This is a genomic window from Clostridia bacterium (assembly GCA_016887505.1).
Classification (GTDB): domain Bacteria; phylum Bacillota; class TC1; order TC1; family UBA5767; genus UBA5767.
Window position 1 is genome coordinate 2,125,754 of sequence record CP069393.1, and the last position, 25,665, is coordinate 2,151,418.

Here is a 25,665-nt window from a genome sequence, read left to right on the forward strand (position 1 = left end):
ATGTATATAAGCAGAAGATCATTTATTAAAGGTGCTCTTAGTGTAGGTGTTGCCGCAGTAGCTTCTACAGCGTTTTATATTAAAAACAAATCACCGGAAGAGGTTGCCACGATGATTGATAAGGCGACAGAAGGTAATGCCGATGTTTTGGTTGTTGGTGGGGGTATAGCAGGAATCTTTGCGGCCATACGGGCAGTGCGAAACGGTGCGAATGTAACCTTAGTAGATAAGGGCAGTGTTGGCAGATCAGGTCAAACGCCCTTTGCCAATGGATTTAGAGTATTCGATGAAGATAATGGTGACGATAGGGAAACCTGGGTCAAGGACTGGAACACAGTGACCGGTGGAATTCACCATAGTGGCTATTTGGATAACTTTATGGACTATTCAAAGGATATCTATGAAGAGCTAGAATCATGGGGTGCTACCGATGTTGGTTTTGGCGCCGTCTTAAGAGCCAAGGTACAAGCAGAGGGCGTGGAAATCATTGAAAGAACGATGCTTACAACATTGTTGGAGCAAAATGGTCAGGTAGCAGGAGCTGTTGGTTTTAAATTAGACAGTGAAGAGGCTGTGGTCATTAAAGCTAGTGCGGTTATTCTTTGTACAGGGGCAGGCGCCTTCAAGCCCAATGGCTTCCAAGTGCGTTCCCTCACTAGTGATGGGGATGCCATGGCCTATAGAATTGGCGGACAGATTTCAGGAAAAGAATATGTTGATACCCACTTCACCGGATCGGTCAATCCCGCTTATTGTTGGGGAAATTGGGAAGACAAGTGGGAGACTGGCATGATGAAAGAAAGTGGTGGCCCAGAAGTAAATGGTGGTGGACTCGATTTGACGATGTACCATGCAGCCCATGCCATGTCTGGGGAACAGTCGGACTTGCCGGGCGAGCAATCAGATAACCGAAGAGGTCCAGAAGGGGCTTCTGAAGGTGGCGAAATGGAACGAGGACCAGGTGGCGGTGGTGCACCCGGTTCAGGGGAAGGGACTCAGATTGGTGGCGCTTCTGCTGGACTTGGCGTTCACAAGTGTGAAGGATTATTTCCAGCAGATGATAAATGCGGAACCAATATCAAGGGGCTATTTGCTGCTGGTGACAGCCTGTCGTCAATGCTCGCGGGTGCAAAGTATGTGGGCGTAAATGGTACCTCTCTAGCAGCTTCTGCAACACAAGGAGCCTTGGCTGGTGAAACAGCTGCTGAGTTTATACAGTCCAACGAAGCGCTAGAGATAGCAGAGGATACGATTACGAGTATTAAAGAAGAAATGTTTAAGCCAAGGGAATTAACGGAAGGTTTCGATCCTGCCTGGGTGGCGGATATGCTTCGGTTTAATACGATTCCCTACTACGCCTTATATATAAAAAAGGCGGATCGATTGCAGGCGGCCTTAGACAATGTGGTCTATTTGAAAGAAAAGTATGGTAATATGATGGTTGCTAGTGATGCGCATGAGTTGCGTTTGGTTCATGAGACGAGAAATATGCTATTAAATGCCGAAATGAAACTGAGAGCATCCTTGTATAGGACTGAATCAAGGGGCAACCACTATAGAGAAGACTTTCCTGAACAAAACGATACGGACTGGCTGGCATGGGTTGTAATTGAGAAGGATGCAGATGGTAGTATGAAACTATCCAAAGTAGCGGCGAACAGCTAACCAAATCCAAGGATTCAGGTACTGCCTCTTTTGGAAAGGCTAGTACTGCTTGGAAGGTGATAAAGAATAGATGCTTTTTGTTCGGGGGGGCAATGTGAAAAAGAAGAAATTAAACAGGTCAGATGTGCAGTTTGCCTTTATAATAATGGCAATCTTAATAACCGTGAACCATTCATTGGTAGAAGTAGGCAAGGGGATTTCGTGGATTTCCAGTGGCTATATACACTATGTATGTCCCATCTGTGGCGTTACGACCATATACCAGTTTTTTGCATCAAGTGCAGATTGGTTGACAAAGCTTACAAACCCTGTCGCTTGGGTGATTCTGGGATCCATAATGGTGGCCGTATTGTTTGGTCCCATATTTTGCGGCTGGATCTGTCCTTTTGGAGGTTTTCAAGACCTAGTATCGAATAATTTAGGCAAACGAATTGTAAAAAATAAGCACAATAGATATATAGATAAGAAAGTGGATAAAAAATTAAGGTACCTGCGATATGTGTCACTGGCAATCGTCTTCTATATGACAGCCAAGTCGGCCGTAACCGTGCTTGAAAATGTAAATCCATACCATGCACTGTTGAACTTATTTGTAGGTGAATTTGCAGTTATTGGATTAATCGTTTTGCTAATAGTAGCACTCGCCTCGGTATTTATTGCTCGACCTTGGTGTAAGTATCTCTGCCCATATGGTGCATTACTAGGATTGTTCAATATTGTTCGAGTTAAGGCCATTGTTAGAAATGAGCCTACGTGTATTCACTGCAAGAAATGTAGTAGGGCATGTCCCATGAATATTGAAGTAGCTGAAAGTAAGATTGTGCGAGATCATCAGTGTATTTCTTGCCTTGAATGTACTTCAGACAATGCTTGCCCCGTTGAGGATACGGTTCAGTTAAAAGGTACGAAAGGTCTTCAAGAAGTAGTTGAAATCAATGCGAAAAACATAATTGCTGTTCTATTGATAATTGTGTCTTTGAGTATCTTTACCGCAGCGGTTGTATCAGATAAGACGACTGAAAGCAGTGCGGAAAGTGTGATTCCTCTTGTTTCAACCCAGCTAGATGGTAGCTATGAGTCTGGAGTATATACGGGGGAAGGAACGGGCTTTAATACCGGTTTAATGGTCGAAATTACCATAGACAATAACCAGATAACCAATATTGAGATAACTAGCCATAATGAAACGATTGGTTACTATGAAGCCGCGTTTGAAACGATTCCAAACAGTATTATAACGGAACAATCAACGGAAGTGGATTCTGTGTCTAGTGCAACCAGAAGTTCAGAAGGAATAATGGAAGCAGTGAGCGATGCTTTGGAGAAAGCCTTGATTACGACTAGTAATACGACGGAAGTAGAGTCTGAGGGCGTAGAGGTAGTTGAGAGTGAAAGGGAAGTATCAGAGCCTGTGCAGCAAGATACTACTAGTCAAAATGAAAATAGCGAGCTTGAGATTGAGCCTGAAATTGAGCCCACGAGTGAAGAGGATAGTATTCAAGTAGACGATTCTGGTCGTTATGCGGATGGCGTTTATACCGGTGTAGGTGTAGGATATGGTGGCGAGCTGACGGTGGAAGTAACCGTTGAAAATGGTAGCATCATGAGTGTGGAAGTTGTTGAAGACAATGAAACGCCGCGCTTCTTAAGTCGAGCCTCATCGATTCTAAGCAGCATACTAGATAGGCAATCTACTGACGTAGATACGGTTTCGAGTGCTACGATGAGTTCGACGGCAATTCTAGATGCAGTAGACCAGGCTCTGGAAGGTGCCCAATAGTGTACGTGCATACAGTAAGATTCAATGGATAGGCTTTTGCCTATCCATTTTTTTAACCCGACTATTTTATGTTTTTTCGGTATTGCAGGGGGGTTAGCTTGCTTTCTTTCTTGAATACTTTTGTAAAATAGCTTTGGTCGTCATAGCCTGTAGAAAGTGCGACCTCCATGACGCTCAGGTTTGTCGTACTTAGAAGACGTTTGGCCTCATTAATGCGCAGGTGGTTGATGTATTCGGTAAGTGAGCTACCAGTTTCCTTTTTGAATACGGACGACATGTATTTAGGACTCAATTCGGCTACCTTGGCTACATCCTTTAAGGTGATATGTTGCGTGAAATTGGCGCTAATATATTTGAGTGCTTTCCGGATGGTGCTGGGATGGTCTGAATCAATTACCAAGATGACGTGTTCTGTAAATCTGTCCAATACCTGCATCATCCAATAGGAAAGGTCGTCCATGGTTTTTATTTTGCTTAGGTCCTGAATGAAATGATAGTTCATACCAAACATTAGGTTTAGGTCGGCGCCGCCTTCAATGGCTGCTCTAGAAATGAGAGAACAAATTTCTAGTGCCCTGGATTTGCTGACTTCGATGTCAGCATAGGTATCGAAAAAAATGTATCCTAGTAAATCGTTCAAGACGGCTCGTGCACCGTTGCTGTCGCCGCTTCGGACCTTCATGAGAAGGTCTTTTTCTTTTTCGTAGGGATATTGGGAGGATAAGCTACCCTCTTTTTTGATGTTGAGGAGGCTGTCATGAATTTGTTTTTGTTGTTCCTTTTTACTGTATAGTATTTTCATTTCGAGTTGGCTTTGCCCCATCATGCGATCTCCTAATAGTTGGAGAAGAATGCCTAAATATCGAACCCGCTTGGGATCTATTACGGGAAGGCTTCGTAGATATGGGTAGAGCTTTTTTTTATAACATATATCTAACTGGTTTTTTTCTAGTATTTCATCGACCAGAAGATCGTCCGGATAGGACATGAGTACAGGACCACCGACTAAGGTACCGACGTGAACGCCTTCGATAATGATGGGATAGCAGAATTCTGTTAAACCGGCCGGGCAGAAAAAGATAAAAGTTTCTCCTAAGGTATGGGCTTGTTTGCCGGCATATAGGTGGGTCTGATTGCAGAGCTGTCCTCCATCGGTGATGGATTGGAATAGGTTGCAGAATGAAACTTCGTCGCACATATTGCACGAAGTTTTGCCACTTGCATCAACATATTTTACGGAAATAGTGGTGCTGTAGTAGTAGGTTTCCAACATATATTGTAGTCGTTCTCTGTCGATTGGCCCAATTTGGTTAAATATCATAAAAAACCCCTCTTGTTTAAAAGAATATACCTAATTTTATCACGTAATAAAAAAATATATTTGAAGATATGGAAATATTACCAAAAATATAACCAATTTTCGAGATAATACGCTAAATATGTTATACCATGTTGCTAGAGTGCTAGTGAAAGGAAAATGGAATATCATGTATCTCGAAGAAATTGTACGAGCGGTGCAAAATGGTAAGGCGGCAGCAGTAAAAGAGCAGGTACAAAAGGCAATTGAGGAAGGTGTTTCAGCAAGGGAGATACTCAATGATGGGCTTCTTAGCGCCATGAGTGTGATTGGTGATAAATTTACCAAAAATAAGATCTACGTACCGGAAGTGCTTTTAGCAGCACGTGCGACAAATGTGGGCATTGCTCTTTTGCAACCATTGTTTGCAGAAGAAAATATTAAGCCCCTGGGGAAGGTTGTCATAGGGACGGTACAGGGAGATATTCATGATATAGGCAAGAACTTAGTGGGTATGCTGATGAAGGGGATCGGGTTTGAAGTGCATGATATAGGTGTAGATATTGCACCGCTACAATTTGTTAAGGAAGCACAGAAAATTGGTGCTGATATAGTATGTATTTCTTCGCTTCTGACGACCTCCATGATTAATATGAAATGGGTTATTGATGAGTTTGAAATCCGAGGGATTCGAGATAAGCATCTTATTATGGTTGGTGGCGCCTTGGTCACTTCCCAGTTTGCCAAGCAAATCGGAGCAGATTTGTTTTCAGCTGAGGCGGGTGCGGCAGCTAGGTTGGCACGGAAGCAATTGATAGAGAGAAATTCATAGTTGGTAGCGGGTGATGTTGTGCACAGATGATGTTTTTAGGAGATATCCTAACAGAAACGTAAGGAGTGAACGATATGAGTATTTTAGAGGAATTGGCAGAAGCTGTTGAATTGGGAAAACCTGATGAAGCAATTGCGAAAACACAAGAAGCGATTGAATTGAAGATGAGTCCTTTGGATATCATGAATAAAGGTTTGATCGTGGGCATGGACATCATAGCTGAAAAGTGGTCCAGAAATGAAGTCTTCATACCTGAAATCTTGGTAGCTGCTATGGCCCTAACACAGTCGGTTGAGCTTTTAAAGCCCTTGCTATTGGATGGAGATGTGAAACCGGTGGGTAAGGCTGTAATTGGAACCGCCAAAGGTGATTTGCATGATATTGGTAAAAATCTGGTTAAGCTGATGATGACTTCTGCTGGATTTGAAATGATTGATTTGGGTACGGATGTTTCGGATGAGGATTTTGTGACGGCTGTCAAGGAAAATGGTGCGGACATTCTCATGATATCTGCCCTATTAACTACCACAATGACTTATCAGAAGTTAATCATAGAATCGTTAGAGAAGAGTGGTTTAAGAGATCAGGTTAAAGTAATGGTTGGTGGTGCTCCTGTATCGCAAGAATTTGCCGATGATGTAGGGGCGGATGGCTTTGCAGTAGATGCTGTGGCTGCGGTCAAGGTAGCAAAGAAATTGCTTTTAGCAAGTTAATCTAAAAAAAATTGGTAGGGTGATTGTGGCATACTTGGTTTCTTGTATTTAGAAAAAATGACAAAAGATATTTGTTATATAGATGGAGTCTTGTAAGGAATGTATATTGTGGGAAGAGTGGTTTCTTGCTACAATACTATTAAATGAATAGAGCCTTGGGTGCCCTGTAGGGGAGAATAAGGGAATCGGGTGTGAATCCCGAGCGGGCCCGCCACTGTAAAGACTGAGTCGTGTTCATGTGCCACTTCGTAAGAGGGAAGGCGAATGCGATGATGACGTTGAGCCAGGAGACCTGCCCAAGACGACTTTGCTGATTTCGATAGCACGATCAGCTTAGGTGAGGATGATGGAAAATCCATGCCAGACTTGGTGTGGGTTTTTTTTGTTGCCTGCATAGGTCTTCAAGCGTCTGCTTTCGAAGAAAAAACGTGAGCTCGAAGGAGCAAGGAGGAACTATGGAACTACTAACGAATACACTTGAAAAAATTCAAGATTTGGATCGTGATGCTATGGATCAGGCTAGAAAGCGCATGGATAATCTGATTAAGCCTATGCGTAGTTTGGGTAGACTAGAAGATTTGGCAATCCAGATTTCTGGTATTACGGGAAAATTGCATGCTGAGTTAGATGATAAGGCGATTATTGTTATGGCGGCCAGTAATGGTATCTGTGAAGAAGGAGTAGCGGCGGCCCCTTCAGATGTAACCCTCCTGATGACGAATTTCATTGGTTCTGGCGTGAGTGGGGTGCGTGCAATATCAAAGACGGCTGGTATAGATGTAATTACCGTGGATATTGGTGTGGACGGTGATGTGAGTGAAAAAAGTGTATTGTGTAAAAAAGTGAAATCAGGTACAGATAATATGGCCAAAGGTCCGGCGATGAGTCGTGAAGAAGCTGTGAGAGCAATAGAAATCGGTATTGAAATTGCTACAGAAGAAATTCAAAAGGGTCGAAAAATCTTGGGAACTGGTGAGATGGGTATAGGAAATACGAGTACGAGTACAGCTATTTTATCCGTACTGAGTGGTAAGGCAGTAGAAGAGATAGTTGGTGTAGGCGCAAACTTGCCTGAAGCTCAGGTAAGTAAAAAAGCCGCAGCGATTCGTAGAGCCATTGAAGTAAATAACCCCAATCCAGAGGATATCATTGATGTATTGGCCAAGGTTGGTGGCCTAGATATTGCTGGCATGGCAGGGGTAATGATTGCCGGAGCTGCAAATAGAGTGCCTGTGGTTGTGGATGGTTATATTTCTACGATTGCTGCTTTGGTTGCTGAAAGACTTGATGAACGGGTAAAACATTATCTTATTGCTTCTCATGCGTCTTGTGAAAAGGGTGCTAAAACAGCTTCTGATCTGTTGGGATTAGATCCTATGTTGAATATGGAAATGCGCCTAGGTGAGGGCAGTGGAGCAGCGTTGGCCTTCCCAATCATTGAAGCGGCATCTCAATTGAGTAGACAGATGCTGACCTTTGAGGAAACTGGAATTATGGCAGTATAAGTCTGCCTTAATGTAAAGGTTTTAGGCGGGATTTTCTCCCGCCTAAAACCCTACTAAGATTAATTTTATTCTTGCATTGTTATTGCCTCTACGGTACAATTCTTATGGATGTACGTTTGACCGACTACATCTTGATGTGGGGGGTTAGCTCAGATGGGAGAGCGCCTGACTGGCAGTCAGGAGGTCAGGGGTTCGATTCCCCTATTCTCCACCATACCGATATAATCCGAATTCTTTCCTGAGGGAGAGGATTCGGATTTGTTGCGTTATGGAGTAATATACTAGACTCTGATATAATCATTTTAACAAAGTTATGAGGGGAAGTGACTGTTATCCAAGGTCTCATAAACAAGTATCGATTGCTTATTATAATACTCGCTGCATTGTTAACCGTTATGGTTCTCATGCTTTTTGTCCGGCTTCCGGGTATGATAGATAAGGAACCTGAAAATATTACTGTCCAAGAGGTAGATGGTGTTTTTAGTCTGAAAAACATTACAGATTGGGACGCAACCGTCATGCTACCACCTAGCCATATCTACTATCCTAACACCCTGCTGACACCGGAGGAGGTTGAGTTTGCGGTGCCGATCAGCACGACACAACTTGAGACGCTGCAAGCCGATTTTTTATCCCAACGTTTCATAGTAGCCTTGCCAGAAAATAACGATGTCTATTCTTTGACCTTTTCCTTGTCAGGCCGCCACGCCATGCGAGTCTATGTAAATGGTGAACTGGTTGGTCAGTCAGGGCAGCCTGGGACTACCAAGCAGGATACGGAGGTGTGGGAGAACAACTTGACCTGCTATGCCTCACCGATAAACGGGGAAATGGATATCATTTTACAGTCAGCCCAGTTTTACCACTATCGCAGTGGTGCGCAACTGGCTAGCTTGAGTCTTCAAAATACGGCTGCTGCGCCAAACAGCGGCCTAAGTGATAAAACCCATGGATTTTTTGTTATGGGTGCATTTTTGTGCGCAGCGGCAATACTACTGTGCATCTATCTCCTCCTGTCGCATACGAAAGCGACCTTATACTTTGTACTAGCCTGTCTTACCATGGCCTTGCGTGAGTGCATCCAAAGCCAGGCGTGGACATACTTTTCTGTTCTACCCGGAAATATATCATTTATGCTTGAATATTTAAGTGTCGTCTTACTTACGATTTTCCTATCTCTATATCTTGGCCAGTATGCTACTGGCAGATTTTTACATACGATTCAGTATACGGCAATTATCGGCTCTTTGATGTATGGCCTATGCGTCTTGTTTGGTGACTCAGTCTTGTATACTTCCATCCTGATATATTACCAAATCTTGTTGGTGCTTTGTATTGTTCCCGGGATATCCGCCCTATTTTGGTCGATGCGTTATCCTAGCAAAGAACAGTCGGCTGCCTTGTATGGCATGGCCGTATTTTATCTGGCTGCTATAGGTGATATCTTGTTGTACAACAATATATTTGGCTACCAACATCCCAAAACACCAATTTCTGAAGACGCCATGATGATTTTCGTGCTTGCTCAGACGGTGTCACTATTCCTGATGAATAACAGTCTACTTGCTGAATCAAAGGCAACGGAGCAAAAACTGGCAGAAGAAAAGAATGCGCTGGAAAGTCTCAATCGTCTGAAAACTGAATTTTTAGGTAATATTTCTCATGAGCTCAAAACACCTCTTACCGTGATGTCTGGTTACGCACAGACTACGAACCAACTGGTTGATCGTCCCGGGGAGGTGGATGGCAGTGAAATCTCTCGGAGGATGAAGCTAATTACCTCTGAAGCAGAGCGCCTTTCCCTGATGGTGGGCCATATTCTTGATGTGACGCGGATGGAAGAAGGACGCATGGTGATGGAAAAGCGCTCTTGCCACATCGATGAAATCATCCACGGGGCTGTCGAAATTCACTATCCTATGCTCAATAAAAATCAAAACCGATTGAAAATTCAGATTGAACAGGGATTGGCAGATATTTGGGCTGATCCTGCCCGCATCTCGCAGGTAATTGTGAACTTGATTTCCAATGCGGTACGTTTTACCTCAGACGGGATCATTACCATTTCTGCGAAGCAGAAGGAGGGTAAGATTTGTATCTGTGTTTCAGATACAGGGATTGGTATTGCACCGGAGCAGCAGGCGAGCCTGTTCGAGCGCTATGGAGGAAAACAAAAATCCGGTAGCGGTCAGGATACCGGCACCGGACTGGGATTATATATTTGCAAGCATATCGTGGAAGAGCATGGTGGAACCATCTGGATTGAAAGCGAAGAAGGTAAGGGGACCTCTGTCTTTTTCACCTTGCCCCTTGCTACTAATACTGAACCTTGCTAAAAATATACTCGTTTTTTCCTGCACTAGAAAGTTCAAACCAGCCACCGTCATCTAATTTAAGCTTTCTGCGTAGATTTGCCACGTGGGTCTTGACGGTTCCCACAGCACCAGGGGAAGGCGTGCCCCAGGCACGCCGGTAAATTTCATCCACACTCAGCCGCTGTCCTGCAAATAGGGCAAAGTAGCCGAGAAGTTGTAATTCCTTCATGGTTAGAGGAATACTCTTGCCGTCCAGCACAGCTTCTCCTGCCAAAAAATCAATGGTCAAGGGGGGAAGCTCAATGATGCCCGCAGACATAAAGCCATTGCGGCGTAGTTGCGCCGCAACGCGTGCGCTTAAAACATTTAAATCATAGGGTTTGGTAACATAATCGTCCCCGCCCTGCAAAAGTCCCTTTACCACATTCTCATTTTCATTCCTGCAGGTCAGGAAGATAATGGGAATTTTTGTTTTTTGGCGTAGCTCACGACAGAAGTCGAAGCCTGAGCCATCTGGCATCATTACGTCCAAAAGAATTAGATCAGGGGCGTGCTCTTCTAGAAAAAAGCGTGCTTTGGAAAGCGTGGGAGCACAGATTATTTCATAGCCCTTTCCCTCAAAATATTCCTTATTGATTTCCAATACCTCGGTTTCATCCTCAATCAGCAATAACCTTGCTTTTTTCATGGTTTCACCTCTTTATTCTTATAGTAAGTTTAGCACATTTTATTGTATAAAAGGAAGCTGGAAACCTTTCAAAAACAGATAAGATTTCTTAACCTTTTGCACAGAAAAGTTTATTTTTGCTAGGCTTACAGTATGACGAGTATGTAGAAATATCTGGTGGAGATGAGGTGATATATCGTGTTGCAAATAATTCGAGTGGATATTTTAGACGGACAAACCCTAGATGTAGAGCTAAACAACGGTCATCTAATCCTCTTTGATACTAAGCGCCTGCCTAAAGAAAATTCCAGTTACGACAAGCTGCGGGATCTGGAGCTCCTTCCCCGCCCAAGTACCGATGGACAAAGTGTTTACTGGCGAGATGGCACCCGTCTTGCATTAGGCGAAATTATGGCCTTGCTAAACAAGCAGGATAGCAATGAATAATGAGGAGGTATTCTAAGAAATGAAACAAAACTGGAAAAAGATCAGTTGCATATTTTTCGCACTGTGTTTGGTGTTGTTCATGTTGCCTACGGTAGCATTAGCAGACGATGCCAACACCATAAAGAGTACTATTGAAGCGTACACGGGTGGGATAGGAAGCCTGTCGGCTGAGGTATCCGCAGATGGAAGCACCGTCACCGTCACGGGAAATGTGACGGATGCAACACAGAAACTTACTCTTGAAATTAGCGCAGACGTAAGGGTAATTTGGAAAGCATCCATCAGCTCGACGGAAGAGTTTACCGGATATTTGGTGACTGTCTTTGGAGACGGCGTTTTAGAAGTGGCGCAAGGCGGTATGATTTCATCCACCCGTAGCACCTCCCTATTCAACCGTTCCACCGGCGGAGTCCTGGTTTCTGGTGGTACCGTTTCATCTGAAAACTTCGCTATATGGAATGATTCCACTGGCGAAGTCCTGGTTTCTGACGGTATAGTGGAAAATACAGGTAATGGTAGTGCCATATGTAATAATTCTACTGGTGTCGTTAGGATATCGGGTGATGCCATCGTAAAAAACAAGGCAAAATATAGCCCTACAATAATGCAAAATGATGTTGGAGTAGACACAGCAGACCGTATTATTATTGAGGGTGGTAGGGTGCAAAATGATGATTCTAGCAATGCCATCTACAATGCATCCGCTGGTGGGATCCGAATATCTGACGGCATAGTTTCATCTAACGGCGGTTATACCCTATACAATGCATCCACTGGAAACATGTCTATATCCGGTGGTAGGGTTGAAGATATTGGCATTGGTGTTGCCATATACAATATTTCTACCGGCCTTGTTAGCATATCTGGAGGCACCGTCTCGGCCATAAGTAACTTTGTGGTACGTAACGATTCTACCGGTGTCATCAGGGTATCTGGTGATGCAGTCGTTCAAAATGAAGGTGAAGCCACAATAATACAATATAAGCCCGAAACGGACATTGCGGCAGACCGTATTATTATTGAAGGCGGTACAGTGAAAAATAAAGGCACTAAAAGTACCATCTACAACAATTCCGCCGGTGGGATTAGCATATCTGGTGGTACTGTTTCAGCTGCCACTGGTTCCGCTGTAAGCAACTACTCCACTGGTGTTGTTCGGGTGTCCGGAAATGCGATTGTCGAAAATGACTCGAATCTTCATGCTACGATTAGTCAGATAAATTCTGATGAGGATACAGCAGATTGCCTTGTCGTCAATGGTGGTACAGTGAAAAATACTGGCAATAACGCAGCAATATCGAACAATTCAAATGGCAAGATCAGAGTGAATGGGGGCAAGGTCATATCTTCTAGCGGAGTTGCTATAAAGAACAGTTTTGCTGGAACGATTGAGATATCAGGCGGTATTGTACTGGCGCCTGGTTCATCATTTGCAAGCATAATTTATGTGGGAAGCGCTAGCTTCACGGAAAGCGACATTACTGGGACAGGCATGTTGATTGCAGTGGACCGAGCGGCATTTACCCAGAAACAGAGCAGTGCTACGTCGACAAATCTCTATCTTTGGAAAATGGGCGGTGAGGAAAGTCCGGTCAGCAGTGCTGAATGGGCAAGGCAAAACGACATAAGTGGTTTGCTCGTTACCAGTTTTGAACCGGATGTTTTTGTTCCACTGGACAAGGTGACGGTAGCCCTTGCGCCAAAAGCGACAGATTTTACGGCACCAGATTCCTTGATTTACGACGGCTCAGCAAAAGCCTACACGATGCCATCCGATATGGAAGCAAGCATATATTATGAGGGCCTAGATTCAACAATGTATACAAGTTCTACTATTGCCCCTACTGATGCGGGTAGATACAAAGTTACCGCAAACGTGGCGGAAAATGATGTATATTCTGCGGCAGATAACCTTGAAATTGCGACGATGGTCATTAGGCCAAAAACAATAACACAAGATATGATTGCTGAGATTGGCCCTCAAAGTTATACCGGTCAGAAGATTATGCCGAGCGTAACAGTAACGGACGAAAGGCTGCTGGTGAAAGATACAGATTATTCAGTATCGTATAGTGAACAGGCGACCGTTCCTAGCGGTGGTAGTGTAACCGTAACTGGTCTAGGGAACTACCAGGGAAGCGTCACAAAAAACTTTAGCGTTACCCCCTTGGAACTGACGATTACTGGTGCAACCGTTGAATCAAAGGTCTATGATGGCACAAAGACAGCTACGGTTTCAAGCATCACCTTGGACGGTGATGTGGATAATATGCTACTCGGAACGGATTTTGTGGTGACAGGCGAGTTTGACGATGAAAATGCGGGAAGTAATAAACGCGTTTCGATAGACATAGCGCTTAGGAATACCGAAAAAGCGGTAAACTATATCCTTGCTGGCAACTATACGTTGACGAATCAGACCATTGCCAAAGGGATAGCGCCAATAATACCAGATGAAGTAGTTTCCCATAGAAATATGATGACCGGTGAAAAGACACTGTCCATAGCGGCCTTGGTTCCATCTGATGCGGGAACGGTATCTTTCGCAAAAGGTACCGAGACCGATAGAAACAACATTATTGGCGACTGGTCGGTAGATCTAAGTGGGCAAGTGACTTATTCGCTTAATGGAGGTATGGTTGGGAATACTGCTACTATACCAATCATTGTGTCTACACCAAATTACCAGGACTTTACGCTCCATGTGGTTGTTACTTTGATTGATAAAGTAGTACCGTCTGTTGAGGTTGAGGATATTTCTGCTACCTATGGAGACCCTTTGCTGATTCAAGGTTCTGCCACGGTGGATAATAAGCCGGTGACTGGGACTTGGAGTTTTGTGGGTGATACAAGCAGTCTGGCAATCGGACCGAATCTTGTTATGGTTGCATTTGTCCCCACCGACGTTGATACGTATGCCGATGTGAGCCAACTAATCACGGTAACGCTTAGCAAGGCTACACCGACTGGTAGCCCCCAATATACACAAATTACAACAAGTGATAAGACCCTATCCGATGCAGGGCTTACTACGGAAGGGGGAAGCTTTAGCGTGCCAGGAACGGTAGCCTGGGTATTAAACAATACGACTAGAGTTGAGAAAAATACTGCATATTTATGGCAGTTCACACCGATCGATACTATTCACTATAATACCCTAAGTGGCAGTATCGTAGTGTATCCGTACAGTTCTGGTAGCAGTTCTTCTAGTAGTGGCAGAAGTAGCACGACCACGCCATCTCCTAGTGTTAAGGGCTCGAGGGCTATAAGTACAGTAGCAGCAGAAACTGGTTCAGATGGTATGGCGAAGGCTTCGGTTAGACAGTCCCAAATGAGTACGGCTATTACAGCGGCGCAAAAAGCTGCTGTAAAAATGAGTGAAGTTCCCCAGGTGGAGATTCAAGTATCTGGCGCTTCTGATGCAAGCACATTGGAAACCCTCTTGCCAAGAACTAGCGTTCAAGCCTTGGTCACAGGCGAAATAGGGTCTTTGACGCTATCAAGTTCTCTTGCAAACATGACCTTGGATGCCCAGGCTCTCGTTACGATTGGTGATGAAGCTTCTGACGACGTGGCCTTTCGCATTACGCGCCTAGAAAGTAGCAGTCTTTCCAATGAGGCTAAGCAAGTTGTGGGCAACCGCCCGGTGTATGATCTTAGCGTCACTAGTGGTAGAAAAACCATAGCTCAATTTGATGGTGCGGTGAAGGTGTTCTTGCCTTACGCTCTGGCTGAGGGTGAAGATGAAAATGCGATTGTAGCCTACTATGTCAATGCGGATGGTGAGTTGGAATTGATGCGAAACTGCTATTACGATTTTGAAACAGAAGCCCTTGTATTTACCACTAGTCATTTTTCAACCTATGCCGTGGGCTACAACAAGATTGCATTTAGCGATGTGTCTGATCTAGCGTGGTATTCTGATGCAGTTACATATCTTGCCGCACGGGGAGTTACTTCTGGCACGACAGAAGACACGTTCAGTCCTGACGCGACCCTAAGTAGAGGACAGTTCATCACCCTGCTTTTACGGGCTTATGATATTGCTCCAGACGATTCTTCCTCCGATAACTTCATAGACGCGGGGAATACTTATTACACGGGTTATCTGGCAACAGCAAAACGACTGACGATTTCTAGTGGTGTGGGCGACAATCAATTTGCACCAGAAAAAGCCATTACTCGCGAGGAGATGTTCACGCTACTATATAATGCTCTGACGGTTATGGAGCAACTGCCTGAGGGAGATTCTGGTTCAAGTCTCTCTGACTTCACAGACAGGGCAAGCATCTCTACCTATGCGCAGGAGGCTATGGAGTATCTGGTGAAAACCGGTGTGGTCAGTGGCAATAAGGGCTACCTTAGCCCGAAGGCAACGACTACTCGTGCACAGATGGTGCAAGTACTCTACAATCTTTTGTCTAACTAGCTAGTTTGGGATTACCCTAGCTAAAGAGGCTAACGAATGAGCCTTATGGTTTGATTTCGTTCGGCTCAATCATATGGGAAAAACAGTAGATTAGTGGGTTAAGTCCCCTGGGTTCGTGGACCTAGGGGGTTAATACCGAAATAAGGAAAAAAATAGTAGAACCTTTTTATATGGAAAAGGTTCTACTATTTTTTTTATCTATTCTTTCCAATGAAGGTATTAAAGGTGTTTTTGCTACAAAGGTTGAGTGAAGAGAAAGTGGTTTATATAGGATTGCACGAACATGGTGAGTTCTATCGGTAAATAAATGGAACTCCACCTTGAGAAATTTCGATATTCATTAGACGGAAAATGACTAAGTAGGATTGAGTTGTGTTCTGCTCGCCCACGATTACATAAGTTCATTTAATTGCTGCTGGTAAGATTTAAATCGAAATAAAAGGAAGGGGCATTACGAAGATAATGAAAGATGAGTTGGTCTTGTGGAAGATGACGGATGGTAGGACTCATCTTAGGTTAATCAGTAAATCACCAGAAGCAGTATTCAAATTTTAGACGCTAGCTTTGCTTGAATATGGGTGAAGTTAGGGCCATATTTTGCAAATCTTTACAATTCATTCGAAGGAAGTATTTAGATAGTAATTTTGTCGCCCATTTATATAGCATTGTTTGTGTATAGAATATAGAATAAAGTCATAAAGAGAATCTTTGCAGGGTGTTTTATGGCACAACTAAGTTGCTCTCAAACGGTTAAGCCGTGCTACCTGCTAATGGCTCTGTTCTAATTACGGTTATTGATTGATGTGAGTCCTAGGCTGAGGGAGATTGAAAACAGCCCAAGCAATTGTATGAAATGATGAAATTTAGCAATTTTTAAAAATAATATATTGAGAAAAAGTAGAGGAGGAATCAATCATGGCAGATAAACAATCTTCAAGAGCAATACCTTCTATCGATGCATGGCTAAAAGAGGCAAAAGAAGATCCCAAGGCATTGGAAAATGGAATGTACTTAGTTCACAATGGCGTAGTAAGAAGAACTCCGAAGGTCAAAGTGCGTCAGGGAATAGACAATGGTTCTGAAGTTACTGGTATGGAGTTTTCATTTGATGAGCAGAAAGTGAATGAGGCTATTGAAGAGGCCTACAAACTGGAAGGAATATTCCATATCAGGGTATGGTTAAACGAGGGCTACTTGTCGGTAGGAGACGACATCATGTACGTGTTAGTTGGAGGAGATATTAGGCCTCATGTTATTGATGCTCTACAGTTTTTAGTTGGGAAAATAAAGACCGAATGTGTAACTGAAATTGAAAAGAATTAATTGTGTTAAAGAAAATCAAAATGCTATCGAAAAGAATTTTAAAGATTAGACAGAATTATTATATGGTAGTTCGAATATTAGTAAACCACCTCATAAGGGCGTATGTTAGTGTAAAGTTACTATGGGACGAATGATATAAAAATAAAAAGAAGATCTCTAAGCTGTGTTATTATAATTTCGACGAAAAAACCAACACAAGGAGACCTTCTATGAACGACATTATACAGGAAATCGCAGAAATTATCACTATGGAATTCGGAAATCAGATAGACCTTTTGACTGCTGGAGGACATGATATCTCAAGTAGCATCATTGGCTTTGGTGAAGCACTCGATAAAGTGGGTGGCATACTTGTGGGTAAGGCTATGGAGGCACTGAACCAGGCTCTGGTGGATAGTGAGGAACGGAAAAGGTATTGGGTAGTTAAGAACAAGGCGGACAATAAGACCCTTTGTACCAAGTTCGGGCAAGCGAAGCATGCCAGAACTTGTTTTCAGAACAAGATTACTGGTGAGTGCTGCTATTTGGCTGATGAGATGGCGGGACTTGCACCGCATGACCGTATGGACACCTCCTTGAAGGCAAAGCTAGTGGAGGAAGCGATTGATATTTCATATGGTAAGAGCGGCGATTCAGTTGCTGAATCCCTGCAGTTCAGCCCGCAGACGGTGATGAACACCATACGGGAACTTGGGGAAGTAGAAAATGATGAGGTTGAGTTATCTTCCAAATTGCCTGAAAAAAAGAAGCTTCAAACACTGTACATCGAAGCGGATGAAGACCATGTAGCATTGCAGAACGGACGAGTTGTAGAGCCTAAAATCGTCTATGTTCACGAAGGGTACAGACAACCAGGCAAGGATCGCAGAGAACTGATTAACGCTCGTTATTTTGGCGGCGTATACCCTAAGAGCGAGGACTTGTGGCTGGAGGTAGCAGACTACCTGGAACAGGTCTACGACTTAGACGCGGTCGAGCACATCTATCTTTCTGGAGATGGTGCATCCTGGATAAAGAGCGGTATTCAGTGGATTCCGGGAAGTGAATTCGTTCTGGACGGATACCACTTAAAGAAGTATGTGATGGTCGCCACAGGCCATATGCCATTCATGAGACGATTCATGTGGGAGTATATTAACGAGGGAGACCTAGATAACCTGAGATTCCTGTTTGAAGCTATTCTGCATGGTACAGAGGAAAAGAGCAAGCGCAAAGCCGTCTATACTGCTAGAGACTATATCCTCAGACACTGGGAAGCAATATTGAAAAGACAGCGTGAGGATTATTACGGTTGTAGTGCTGAATCTCATGTTAGCCATATTTATTCCGCCAGGATGAGTTCAAGACCACTTGGTTGGAGTGTTGAGGGTGCTGACCAAATGGCGCGTTTGCGAGTGTTCAGCAAAAACGGTGGCAACGTATACGATCTGATGATGGACAGAAAACGACAGGTTCAAGTTGAGGAGAGAATAGAGCGATTGGACAAGCGCATCCAACTCAAGAGAACTAGTTCTAGCTACTACATGAACGTCGGAAATCTAACGGTATTGGGGATTGGAAAGCGCACCAGTCTTTTCAAGGCATTGAGTGCAGTACGAGCCATTTAGATAAATTTTGACAGTGGGAGAGTTCTATCTTTTTAATCCCAAAGTATCTTGACGCGATCAGGGCGTATAGTAATAATATAAAGATTGGTGAGGAGGTAGTATTATGAAAAAGAGTTTTCTGATTGTCCTGACTATAGTGGCATTACTTTTCCTAGTTGTAGGGTGTGCCCAAACTGCTGAACCAGAACCTGATGCTGAAGAAATGATGGAAGAACCGGCTGAAGAGATGATGGAGGAGCCAGCAGAAGAAATGATGGAAGAACCAGCAGAAGAAATGATGGATAAAACCGTAGGTATGATGACGGATGCTGGCTATCTAGATGTAACACCGGAAGAAGCAAAAATGTTGATAGACACCATGCCAGATTTAATGATTATTGACGTTTCTCCGAAGTATGACGAAGGTCACCTTCCTGGAGCCATCAACTATTACGTTGGAGACGGTTCATTAGACGATGCAATACCTGATTTGGATATGAGTAAACCGTATCTAGTGTATTGTCACGTTGACAGCGCTTCCATTTCTGGATCAGTAAAATTAGTTGATGCAGGATTTACCCCAGTGTATAGACTTATTGGTAATTACGCTGCTTGGGTAGACGCAGGATATCCCACTGAAAAGTAAGAGCTAGTTTAGACTAGACTGTTAGCTTGTTAAAAAAAGATGTTAAGGATGGATTTTCTCCGTATCATACGGAGAGAACCCATCCTTTTCTTATGGAAGTTATTATATGGCTATAAGTAGCTGAGTGCTTTGGACAAACAAGAGAAAGGCATATAGGTTGGTGATGGGCCGAGGGGAGATTAGTAGAAGATTTCTAAGCGAATTACTGTTATAATAGGGATAATTGACATATATATAGTAAGGGAAAAGGGAGAGAATAATGAAAAAAAAATAACCTCTATGGCAATAATTGGACTAATCATATTGCAACTAATCACAATTAGCAAAGTATCTAATCTTGAAGTGAAAATTCAAAATATGCAAAGCCAATTAAATTCGGAAAGAAACGACCTTAGAAATGAAATGTCCAGCATTTCAAGTAGAATAAAGAATGAACTAGAACAACAGTCGAGCATACTGGATTCCTTTGAATATGAGATTGGCATGCTGGATGAAGAAACCTTAAGTGCCCCAGTAACATTTCGAGTAGTACCCAAACAAAAGAGTCAAGGCATGATAGCGGAACTGTATTATGGAGATAGGACTGTAGAAATGCAGGCTCAGGGAGCGGGATTTACGACTACATTCGATATTGGTTTATTTGAAGAGGAAGATTGTAGAATTAATCTTAGCGCTGCAGGCACAGACAATATTGAATCGTTGGACTTTGAACCGAGAGAAATAAGGAGAAAATATTTACCCAGTTTCTATGCATTCTACCATGATTTTGGTCAGGGAACCTATGAAAATGGTGCCTATCAGACGGAAGGTATAGTAGATATAAATGTCAAGCCGGACGGTATACATGGTATTACAATTGAATCGGTTGAATTGATAGTGACTTTAGATGGAAACGTGATCTCACATATTGAACCTAGCCTAGAAAAGGAATCGACGGAGTAAGCTCTTTCCCCCGAAGAACAATCTTTTCTACCTGAATTTCATATCGATCAAAGCTTCAAGATGGATCCATCACAGAGACTACGATTTATCGTTGTGGGTCAGGATTCCTTGGGACTCGTGCACAGTATTGTCATCAATGATATAAGAATTGATTCATCCAATAACAATGATGTTATTTACGAAGAAGCGATTATGGATAATTGGGAGATTATTACAGATGCTCAAGGCAATGTGCTGTCAGGACCCGAAGACTATGTTTTGGTACAATAAGGGGGGAATTTTATTTCGATATATGCTATTTTGCAAAAATGACTTAGAAGCGGAAAAATTGAATCTGGAAGGTAAAACATAAAATAGCAACTTCGAAGAATTACCAATAGAAATGCTGTAGCTACTAGAAGAATAGGTGGTTTATTAGATGGAGAATCTATGAACTGAAGTTTTGTCAAAGGCTCCTTGGCTTATAATTTAAGCCAAGGAGCCTTTGCTTTTATAAATTTATAAAAAGGTAGGAGGATTTTTTATTGTAATGTCGAATATTCAATACTAAATAGATACTTACATACTGTAACTAAGTAATGGAGGGAATAATGGCTGGCTATACCGGAAAAATAATTAAACTAGATTTATGTACCAACCAGGTGCAGATTGAATACAAGGATGATGAATTTTATAGACTGCATTTTGGTGGACGCAATATTATTTGTCATTATCTAATGAATGAATTGCCAGAGTATACTGACCCTTTGGCTCCAGACAATTTGTTGATTTTTGCAACTGGAGTAGTGACCGGAGTACCACTGGCTGGTTGTGGTCGGAATAGTGTTGGTGCTAAATCACCAGTTACTGGTGGATATGGAGAAGCAGAAGCAGGAGGATATTTTGGCGCTGAATTGAAGAAAGCGGGTTATGACGCCCTCGTAATTAAAGGGAAAGCGAAAAAGCCAGTAATTTTGATTATTGAGGATGAAAATATCAGGATTGAGGATGCAGGAAATCTCTGGGGCCAGAAAGTTGCTGATGTTGATAAATATCTTAAGGAGAGCATTCATAAGACAGTACGAACAGCCATAATAGGACCTGGTGCTGAGAAATTAGTCCAATATGGATGCATTTTAAACGACATTGTCCATGCTTACGGAAGGAATGGAATTGGGGCAGTTATGGGCTCTAAGAATCTAAAAGCTGTTGCAGTTAAGGGAACTGGAAAGGTTGAATTGGCGGCTCCTGAAGAAATTAAGAGGATTGCCAAATGGTTCAAGGAAACTAGCGATATAACCATGGGATGGGCAAAGAGTATGGGTACACCAGGGTCGCTATTGGTGCAAAACTTAATTGGTGGGCTTCCAACAAGAAACTTTCAAGAAGGATGTTTTGAAGGTGCTGAGAAGATTTCCGGGGAGAGTATGCATGAAAAGTATCTAGTTGGTAGGGATACATGTTTTGCTTGTTCAGTACGCTGCAAGCAAGTAGTTAAGATTAACAACGAACGGATTAAAGTCGATTCTGTTTATGGTGGCCCGGAGTATGAGACACTAGCAGCATTCGGATCCATGTGTGGTGTGGATGACTTAGAATACATATGCAAGGCGAATGAGTTATGCAATGCTTATTCAATAGATACTATTACAACTGGTAATGTAGTAGCTTTTTTTATGGAACTCTTTGAAAAGAAAAAAATACCTAAGGAATATCTAGATGGTGAAGATTACTCTTTCGGCAATGCTGTTGCCATGCTTCGACTTATAGAAATGATTGTAAACCAGAAAGGTGTTGGGCGAGAATTATCAAAAGGAATAGATTCTTTTGCTAGATTGATAGGGCTTGCGGATGATGACGCAGTGCTCACTATCAAGGGTCAGCCCCCAGCCTTCCATGATCCCAGAATAAAAAAAGGGCTGGGCATTGGTTATGTTATGTCTCCGACTGGTGCGGACCATAATCATAATATATTTGATGAACAATATGAAGAGGGTAGTTGGGGAATGGCTCTTATGGATTCATTCGGAATTCATAAGGGAATTCCAAAAGAAGTGCTTAATAAGGATAAGGTTAGAATGCTAGTTTTCGGCCACTATCATTTTAGTCTCTTCAATAGTTTGGTAATGTGCTATTTTATGCCCTACAGCAACGAAACCATTAAGGAAATTGTTAATGCAGCTACTGGCTGGAATACCACAATTTTTGAATTAATGCAGGTTGGTGAGAGAAGCATCAATTATGCCAGACTATTTAATTTACGCGAGGGTCTGAGTGTTTTAGATGATGAAATGCCAAAACGATTTAAAAAGGTCGCGGTAGGACCTGAGGGTAAAGATTTAGTTGAAGAACAAGACTATCTTCAAGCGAAGAAAGACTATTACGCCATGATGGGGTGGGACGAAATGGGCGTGCCCACACATGGCAAACTACTGGAATTGCAGTTAGAAGATTTTGCGTGGTAGTTGAATAAGAAAGCACAGGTAAAATATGTATATTGATAATAATGAATGGATAAGCATTGAATTAGCTCAAGATGAAGTTTTTCGTTTTCGCCCAATAATTAAAAATACAACAGGAGTCATAACTGAGTATTTTCCAAGAGAAATATCGAACCGAAATGTTAAATGCTTCGACTCATCCAATAAGGAAATAATAATCCAGGCAGATTTTGGGTCAGATAAACACAATTTTATAATTGAAGGTGAAGAAGAAGGTGTATCACAAGATGATTGGATAGGAATAATTATCGATGCAGGTGACGAGGACCATTATTTGGGATTCGGAGAAAGCTTTGAATCCTATGACCAAAAAGGTATGGAAGTGGATCTATGGGTTACGAATGGAGCGTTTGGTAAATATCGCTATAAACCTATTCCTTTTTTCTTAAACCCAAGAGGTTATGGGCTGAGCATCAATTTAGATAGGAGAAGCCTTTGTAGACTACAGTGTCCTGACCAAAAAAAGAGTGCTACTTTGGTGAGTGCTGATGAAAAATTTGATTTTAGTCTTATTGTACAAGATAACCTTAAAAAAATACTGAAGATTTATATGGAGAGCGTAGGTAAACCTGAATTACCAGAAGAATGGGTATTCGGTCCATGGAAATCAAGGGACTGGCAATTGGAAAATCAGGAATCAGTCCACAATGATTTTCATAAACAAAGGAACCTAGGTATTGCTGCTACCGTAAAATTGATTGATGCCTCTTGGCAGTCTAGTTATATAACTTTTGATTTTCACAAAGAACGCTTTCCATTTCCTGAAAAAATGATGGCAGAAGCTCAAAAAATGGGCTATAAAATCATACTCTGGGTTGCTCCTTGGATGTCTCTGGAATCAGAAAGTTATGAAGAAATGCATAGGAAGGGATTTTTAGTAAAAGACAAGGATGGAAATCCTTATGTGACAAGATTAGGAAACGATCCAGGATTTGTAGGAACATGTTTTGATTTTACAAATCCGAGTTTTATCAAGTACTGGAAAGAAAAAATTTCAAAATTAATGGATATAGGTGTTGCGGGCTTTAAGACAGATTTTGGTGAGCAGATTGATGAAGATGCCGTATTTTACAATGGAAAGTCTGGGAGAGAAATGCATAATATCTTTCCATACTTATACAACAAGGCAACATGGGACGTTGTAAAGGAAAGAAAAGGCTACCTGTTAGGTAGATCAGCATGGAGATTTTCTCAGAGTATACCAGGTGTTTGGGCCGGTGATCAGACGAGTGATTTTTGCAGATGGAGTGGGTTGCCGAGTGCTATTACAGCTGGAATCACGGCGGGCCTTTCCGGATTTGGATTTTGGACCAGCGATATAGGGGGGTACTTTTCGAGTCCTGACAAGGAAACTTTACTTAGGTGGACACAGTTTGGTACATTTTCTCCTGTTATGCAACTGCACGGCATGGGAGAGCACGACCCGTGGAAATATGATGAAGAGACCTTGGTGACTTATCGAAAATATTCGGAATTGCGCATGAGATTATTGCCTTATATCTATGCAAGCGCCAAGGAAGCGAGCAATGCAGGAATCCCCATGATGCGCGGCTTAGCATTGGAATATCCAAGAGATAGTGTGCTATACGAAAATGTAGCAAATCAATATGAATACTTTTTCGGTGAAGGGATTCTTTGTTGCCCGATTTGTTTTGGAGGCACGAAAAGGCAAGTATATCTTCCAGAAGGCGACTGGTGTGACTGGTGGAGTGGAGAAATCTATGAGGGAAATAAAGCATATTGCATCCAGGCTGAATTGACTAAGACACCTTTATTTCTTAAAAAAGGCGCTATTATTGCCACCTATGACCAAGCCATGATGACGACTGAGCCGGTAAATGGAAAAAAACCATCGAGACCGGATTTAGTTTTTGAAATTTATCCAGGCGTTTTAGGTGAATTTGAATCGAGTGAAGGGGTAAAGGTTGCTTACAACTTGGAAAAAGACCGAATAATTGTTTCTCTGAAAGGATTATCTAAGGGACAGAAAATTGGACTCAAATTTAGGGGAGAATATAAAATTATCCAGTGTGATACTTGCGAGGTTCTGAAAATAGGAAGTCAGAAATCTTTGCCAGCAATTCTGCTTGGTGGGAACTTTTTGATGCAAAGGATAGATATAGAGGCCCAAAAAGATGGAGATTGTACCTTAATATTGGGATATAAGGAGTAAAAAAATGAGTTATGTAAATGGAACAGAAATGTTAAGAAAAGCCATGAACCAGGGGTATGGTATTGGGGCATTTAATGTTTACAATTTTGAAACAGTGAAAGCCGTTATTCAAGGAGCTTCTGAAGCTAAGGCACCGGTAATGATTCAGATATGGCCAGGATACTTTGATATGGGTGTCATATCAGCAAAAAGCATTGCTTCCATTGTAAAGGCGGAAGCAGAGGCAGCGGACATACCTGTGTCCCTTCATCTTGATCATTGCGAGAATCTTGAAGGCATAATGCAGTCCATTGTTGCTGGATTTGGAAGTGTGATGATTGATGCATCAGTTCATAAATACGCTGATAATGTGCGTATTAGCAAAAAAATTGTAGAAATTGCCCATTGTGTTGGAGTAGGTGTTGAGGCTGAATTGGGACATGTTTCGTTTGGAGATTGTAGTGCCGAAGGTGCAGAAGGGCAAAATGTACTAACTCTACCTGAGGAGGCAGCTTCTTTTATTAAAGACACCAATGTAGATTCTCTGGCTATATCTGTAGGGACAGTCCATGGGATATATAAGGAAGAACCAAAGTTGGACTTTTCAAGAGTGGAAAGAATTAGTGAGATTACAGATATTCCATTGGTATTACATGGTTCATCCTATGTTGCTGAAGAGGAGCTTAGTAGGATGATTAAATGTGGCATTACTAAGGTGAATTTTGCTACTGAACTATCCATAAATATGGTATCGGGTATTAAAGAAGCAATAAAATCTAATCCGGACTGTATATTTGCGAACGAAATAACTGGTGTTGGAATGGATAAAGTTAAAACATTGGTTAAACAAAAAATTGCTGCACTGGGAGCAGAGGGGAAGGGTTGA

18 protein-coding genes, 1 tRNA gene and 1 riboswitch are annotated in these 25,665 nt (G+C 42.4%); of the genes, 17 read left to right on the forward strand and 2 right to left on the reverse strand.

The genetic code is table 11. The annotated features are described in order from the left end of the window. Both JR334_10110 and JR334_10115 read left to right on the forward strand, forming a co-directional pair. Entirely contained in the window at positions 1-1,665 is a 1,665-nt protein-coding gene (locus JR334_10110; GenBank protein QRN85291.1) for an FAD-binding protein, read from the forward strand. A 94-nt stretch (positions 1,666-1,759) separates the two neighbouring features. Then, the gene (locus JR334_10115; protein QRN85292.1) at positions 1,760-3,445 is read left to right on the forward strand and encodes an FMN-binding protein; all 1,686 of its coding nucleotides are present in this window, start codon (positions 1,760-1,762) and stop codon (positions 3,443-3,445) included. 61 nt (positions 3,446-3,506) lie between these two features. Here the strand turns inward: JR334_10115 and JR334_10120 are convergent, their stop codons facing one another. Beyond that, positions 3,507-4,766: a PocR ligand-binding domain-containing protein gene (locus JR334_10120; protein QRN85293.1), complete on the reverse strand. Its 1,260-nt coding sequence runs from the start codon at positions 4,764-4,766 to the stop codon at positions 3,507-3,509. Between the two features lie 166 nt (positions 4,767-4,932). Here JR334_10120 and JR334_10125 point away from each other — a divergent pair, with 166 nt between their 5' ends. The 5 genes from JR334_10125 to JR334_10145 all read left to right on the forward strand — a co-directional run bounded on the left by JR334_10125 (position 4,933) and on the right by JR334_10145 (position 10,128). Then, positions 4,933-5,574, forward strand: a complete 642-nt coding sequence (locus JR334_10125; protein QRN85294.1) for a corrinoid protein — start codon at positions 4,933-4,935, stop codon at positions 5,572-5,574. A 74-nt stretch (positions 5,575-5,648) separates the two neighbouring features. Then, positions 5,649-6,287, forward strand: a complete 639-nt coding sequence (locus JR334_10130) for a corrinoid protein (protein QRN85295.1) — start codon at positions 5,649-5,651, stop codon at positions 6,285-6,287. Between the two features lie 140 nt (positions 6,288-6,427). Next, positions 6,428-6,602: riboswitch (cobalamin riboswitch) on the forward strand. A 140-nt stretch (positions 6,603-6,742) separates the two neighbouring features. Then, positions 6,743-7,792 (forward strand): nicotinate-nucleotide--dimethylbenzimidazole phosphoribosyltransferase, encoded by a 1,050-nt coding sequence (cobT, locus tag JR334_10135; GenBank protein QRN85296.1) that lies wholly within the window; start codon positions 6,743-6,745, stop codon positions 7,790-7,792. Positions 7,793-7,930: 138 nt separating this feature from the next. Continuing rightward, positions 7,931-8,006, forward strand: a tRNA-Ala gene (locus JR334_10140). 181 nt (positions 8,007-8,187) lie between these two features. Next, entirely contained in the window at positions 8,188-10,128 is a 1,941-nt protein-coding gene (locus tag JR334_10145; protein ID QRN86916.1) for a sensor histidine kinase, read from the forward strand. Here the strand turns inward: JR334_10145 and JR334_10150 are convergent. Beyond that, complete coding sequence (locus tag JR334_10150) at positions 10,109-10,795, reverse strand: response regulator transcription factor (GenBank protein ID QRN85297.1); 687 nt, start codon at positions 10,793-10,795, stop codon at positions 10,109-10,111. The genes JR334_10145 and JR334_10150 overlap by 20 nt on opposite strands. A 177-nt stretch (positions 10,796-10,972) precedes the next feature. On the opposite strand from JR334_10150, the gene JR334_10155 reads away from it, so the two are divergent. The 10 genes from JR334_10155 (at position 10,973) to JR334_10200 (ending at position 25,665) form a co-directional block, all read left to right on the forward strand. Next, on the forward strand, positions 10,973-11,221 hold the full coding sequence (locus JR334_10155) for a hypothetical protein (GenBank protein ID QRN85298.1): 249 nt from the start codon (positions 10,973-10,975) through the stop codon (positions 11,219-11,221). Positions 11,222-11,240: 19 nt separating this feature from the next. Further along, positions 11,241-15,650 (forward strand): S-layer homology domain-containing protein, encoded by a 4,410-nt coding sequence (locus tag JR334_10160; protein QRN85299.1) that lies wholly within the window; start codon positions 11,241-11,243, stop codon positions 15,648-15,650. Positions 15,651-16,565: 915 nt separating this feature from the next. After that, positions 16,566-16,973 (forward strand): molybdenum cofactor biosynthesis protein MoaE, encoded by a 408-nt coding sequence (locus tag JR334_10165; protein ID QRN85300.1) that lies wholly within the window; start codon positions 16,566-16,568, stop codon positions 16,971-16,973. A 209-nt stretch (positions 16,974-17,182) separates the two neighbouring features. Beyond that, entirely contained in the window at positions 17,183-18,580 is a 1,398-nt protein-coding gene (locus JR334_10170) for an ISLre2 family transposase (protein ID QRN85301.1), read from the forward strand. A 103-nt stretch (positions 18,581-18,683) separates the two neighbouring features. Then, positions 18,684-19,205, forward strand: a complete 522-nt coding sequence (locus JR334_10175; GenBank protein ID QRN85302.1) for a rhodanese-like domain-containing protein — start codon at positions 18,684-18,686, stop codon at positions 19,203-19,205. A gap of 279 nt (positions 19,206-19,484) precedes the next feature. Next, on the forward strand, positions 19,485-20,147 hold the full coding sequence (locus tag JR334_10180) for a hypothetical protein (GenBank protein ID QRN85303.1): 663 nt from the start codon (positions 19,485-19,487) through the stop codon (positions 20,145-20,147). Positions 20,148-20,207: 60 nt separating this feature from the next. Continuing rightward, complete coding sequence (locus tag JR334_10185; protein QRN85304.1) at positions 20,208-20,417, forward strand: hypothetical protein; 210 nt, start codon at positions 20,208-20,210, stop codon at positions 20,415-20,417. 320 nt (positions 20,418-20,737) lie between these two features. Next, entirely contained in the window at positions 20,738-22,591 is a 1,854-nt protein-coding gene (locus JR334_10190) for an aldehyde ferredoxin oxidoreductase family protein (GenBank protein QRN85305.1), read from the forward strand. A 25-nt stretch (positions 22,592-22,616) separates the two neighbouring features. After that, positions 22,617-24,800: a glycoside hydrolase family 31 protein gene (locus JR334_10195; GenBank protein QRN85306.1), complete on the forward strand. Its 2,184-nt coding sequence runs from the start codon at positions 22,617-22,619 to the stop codon at positions 24,798-24,800. Positions 24,801-24,804: 4 nt separating this feature from the next. Continuing rightward, the gene (locus tag JR334_10200) at positions 24,805-25,665 is read left to right on the forward strand and encodes a class II fructose-bisphosphate aldolase (protein QRN85307.1); all 861 of its coding nucleotides are present in this window, start codon (positions 24,805-24,807) and stop codon (positions 25,663-25,665) included.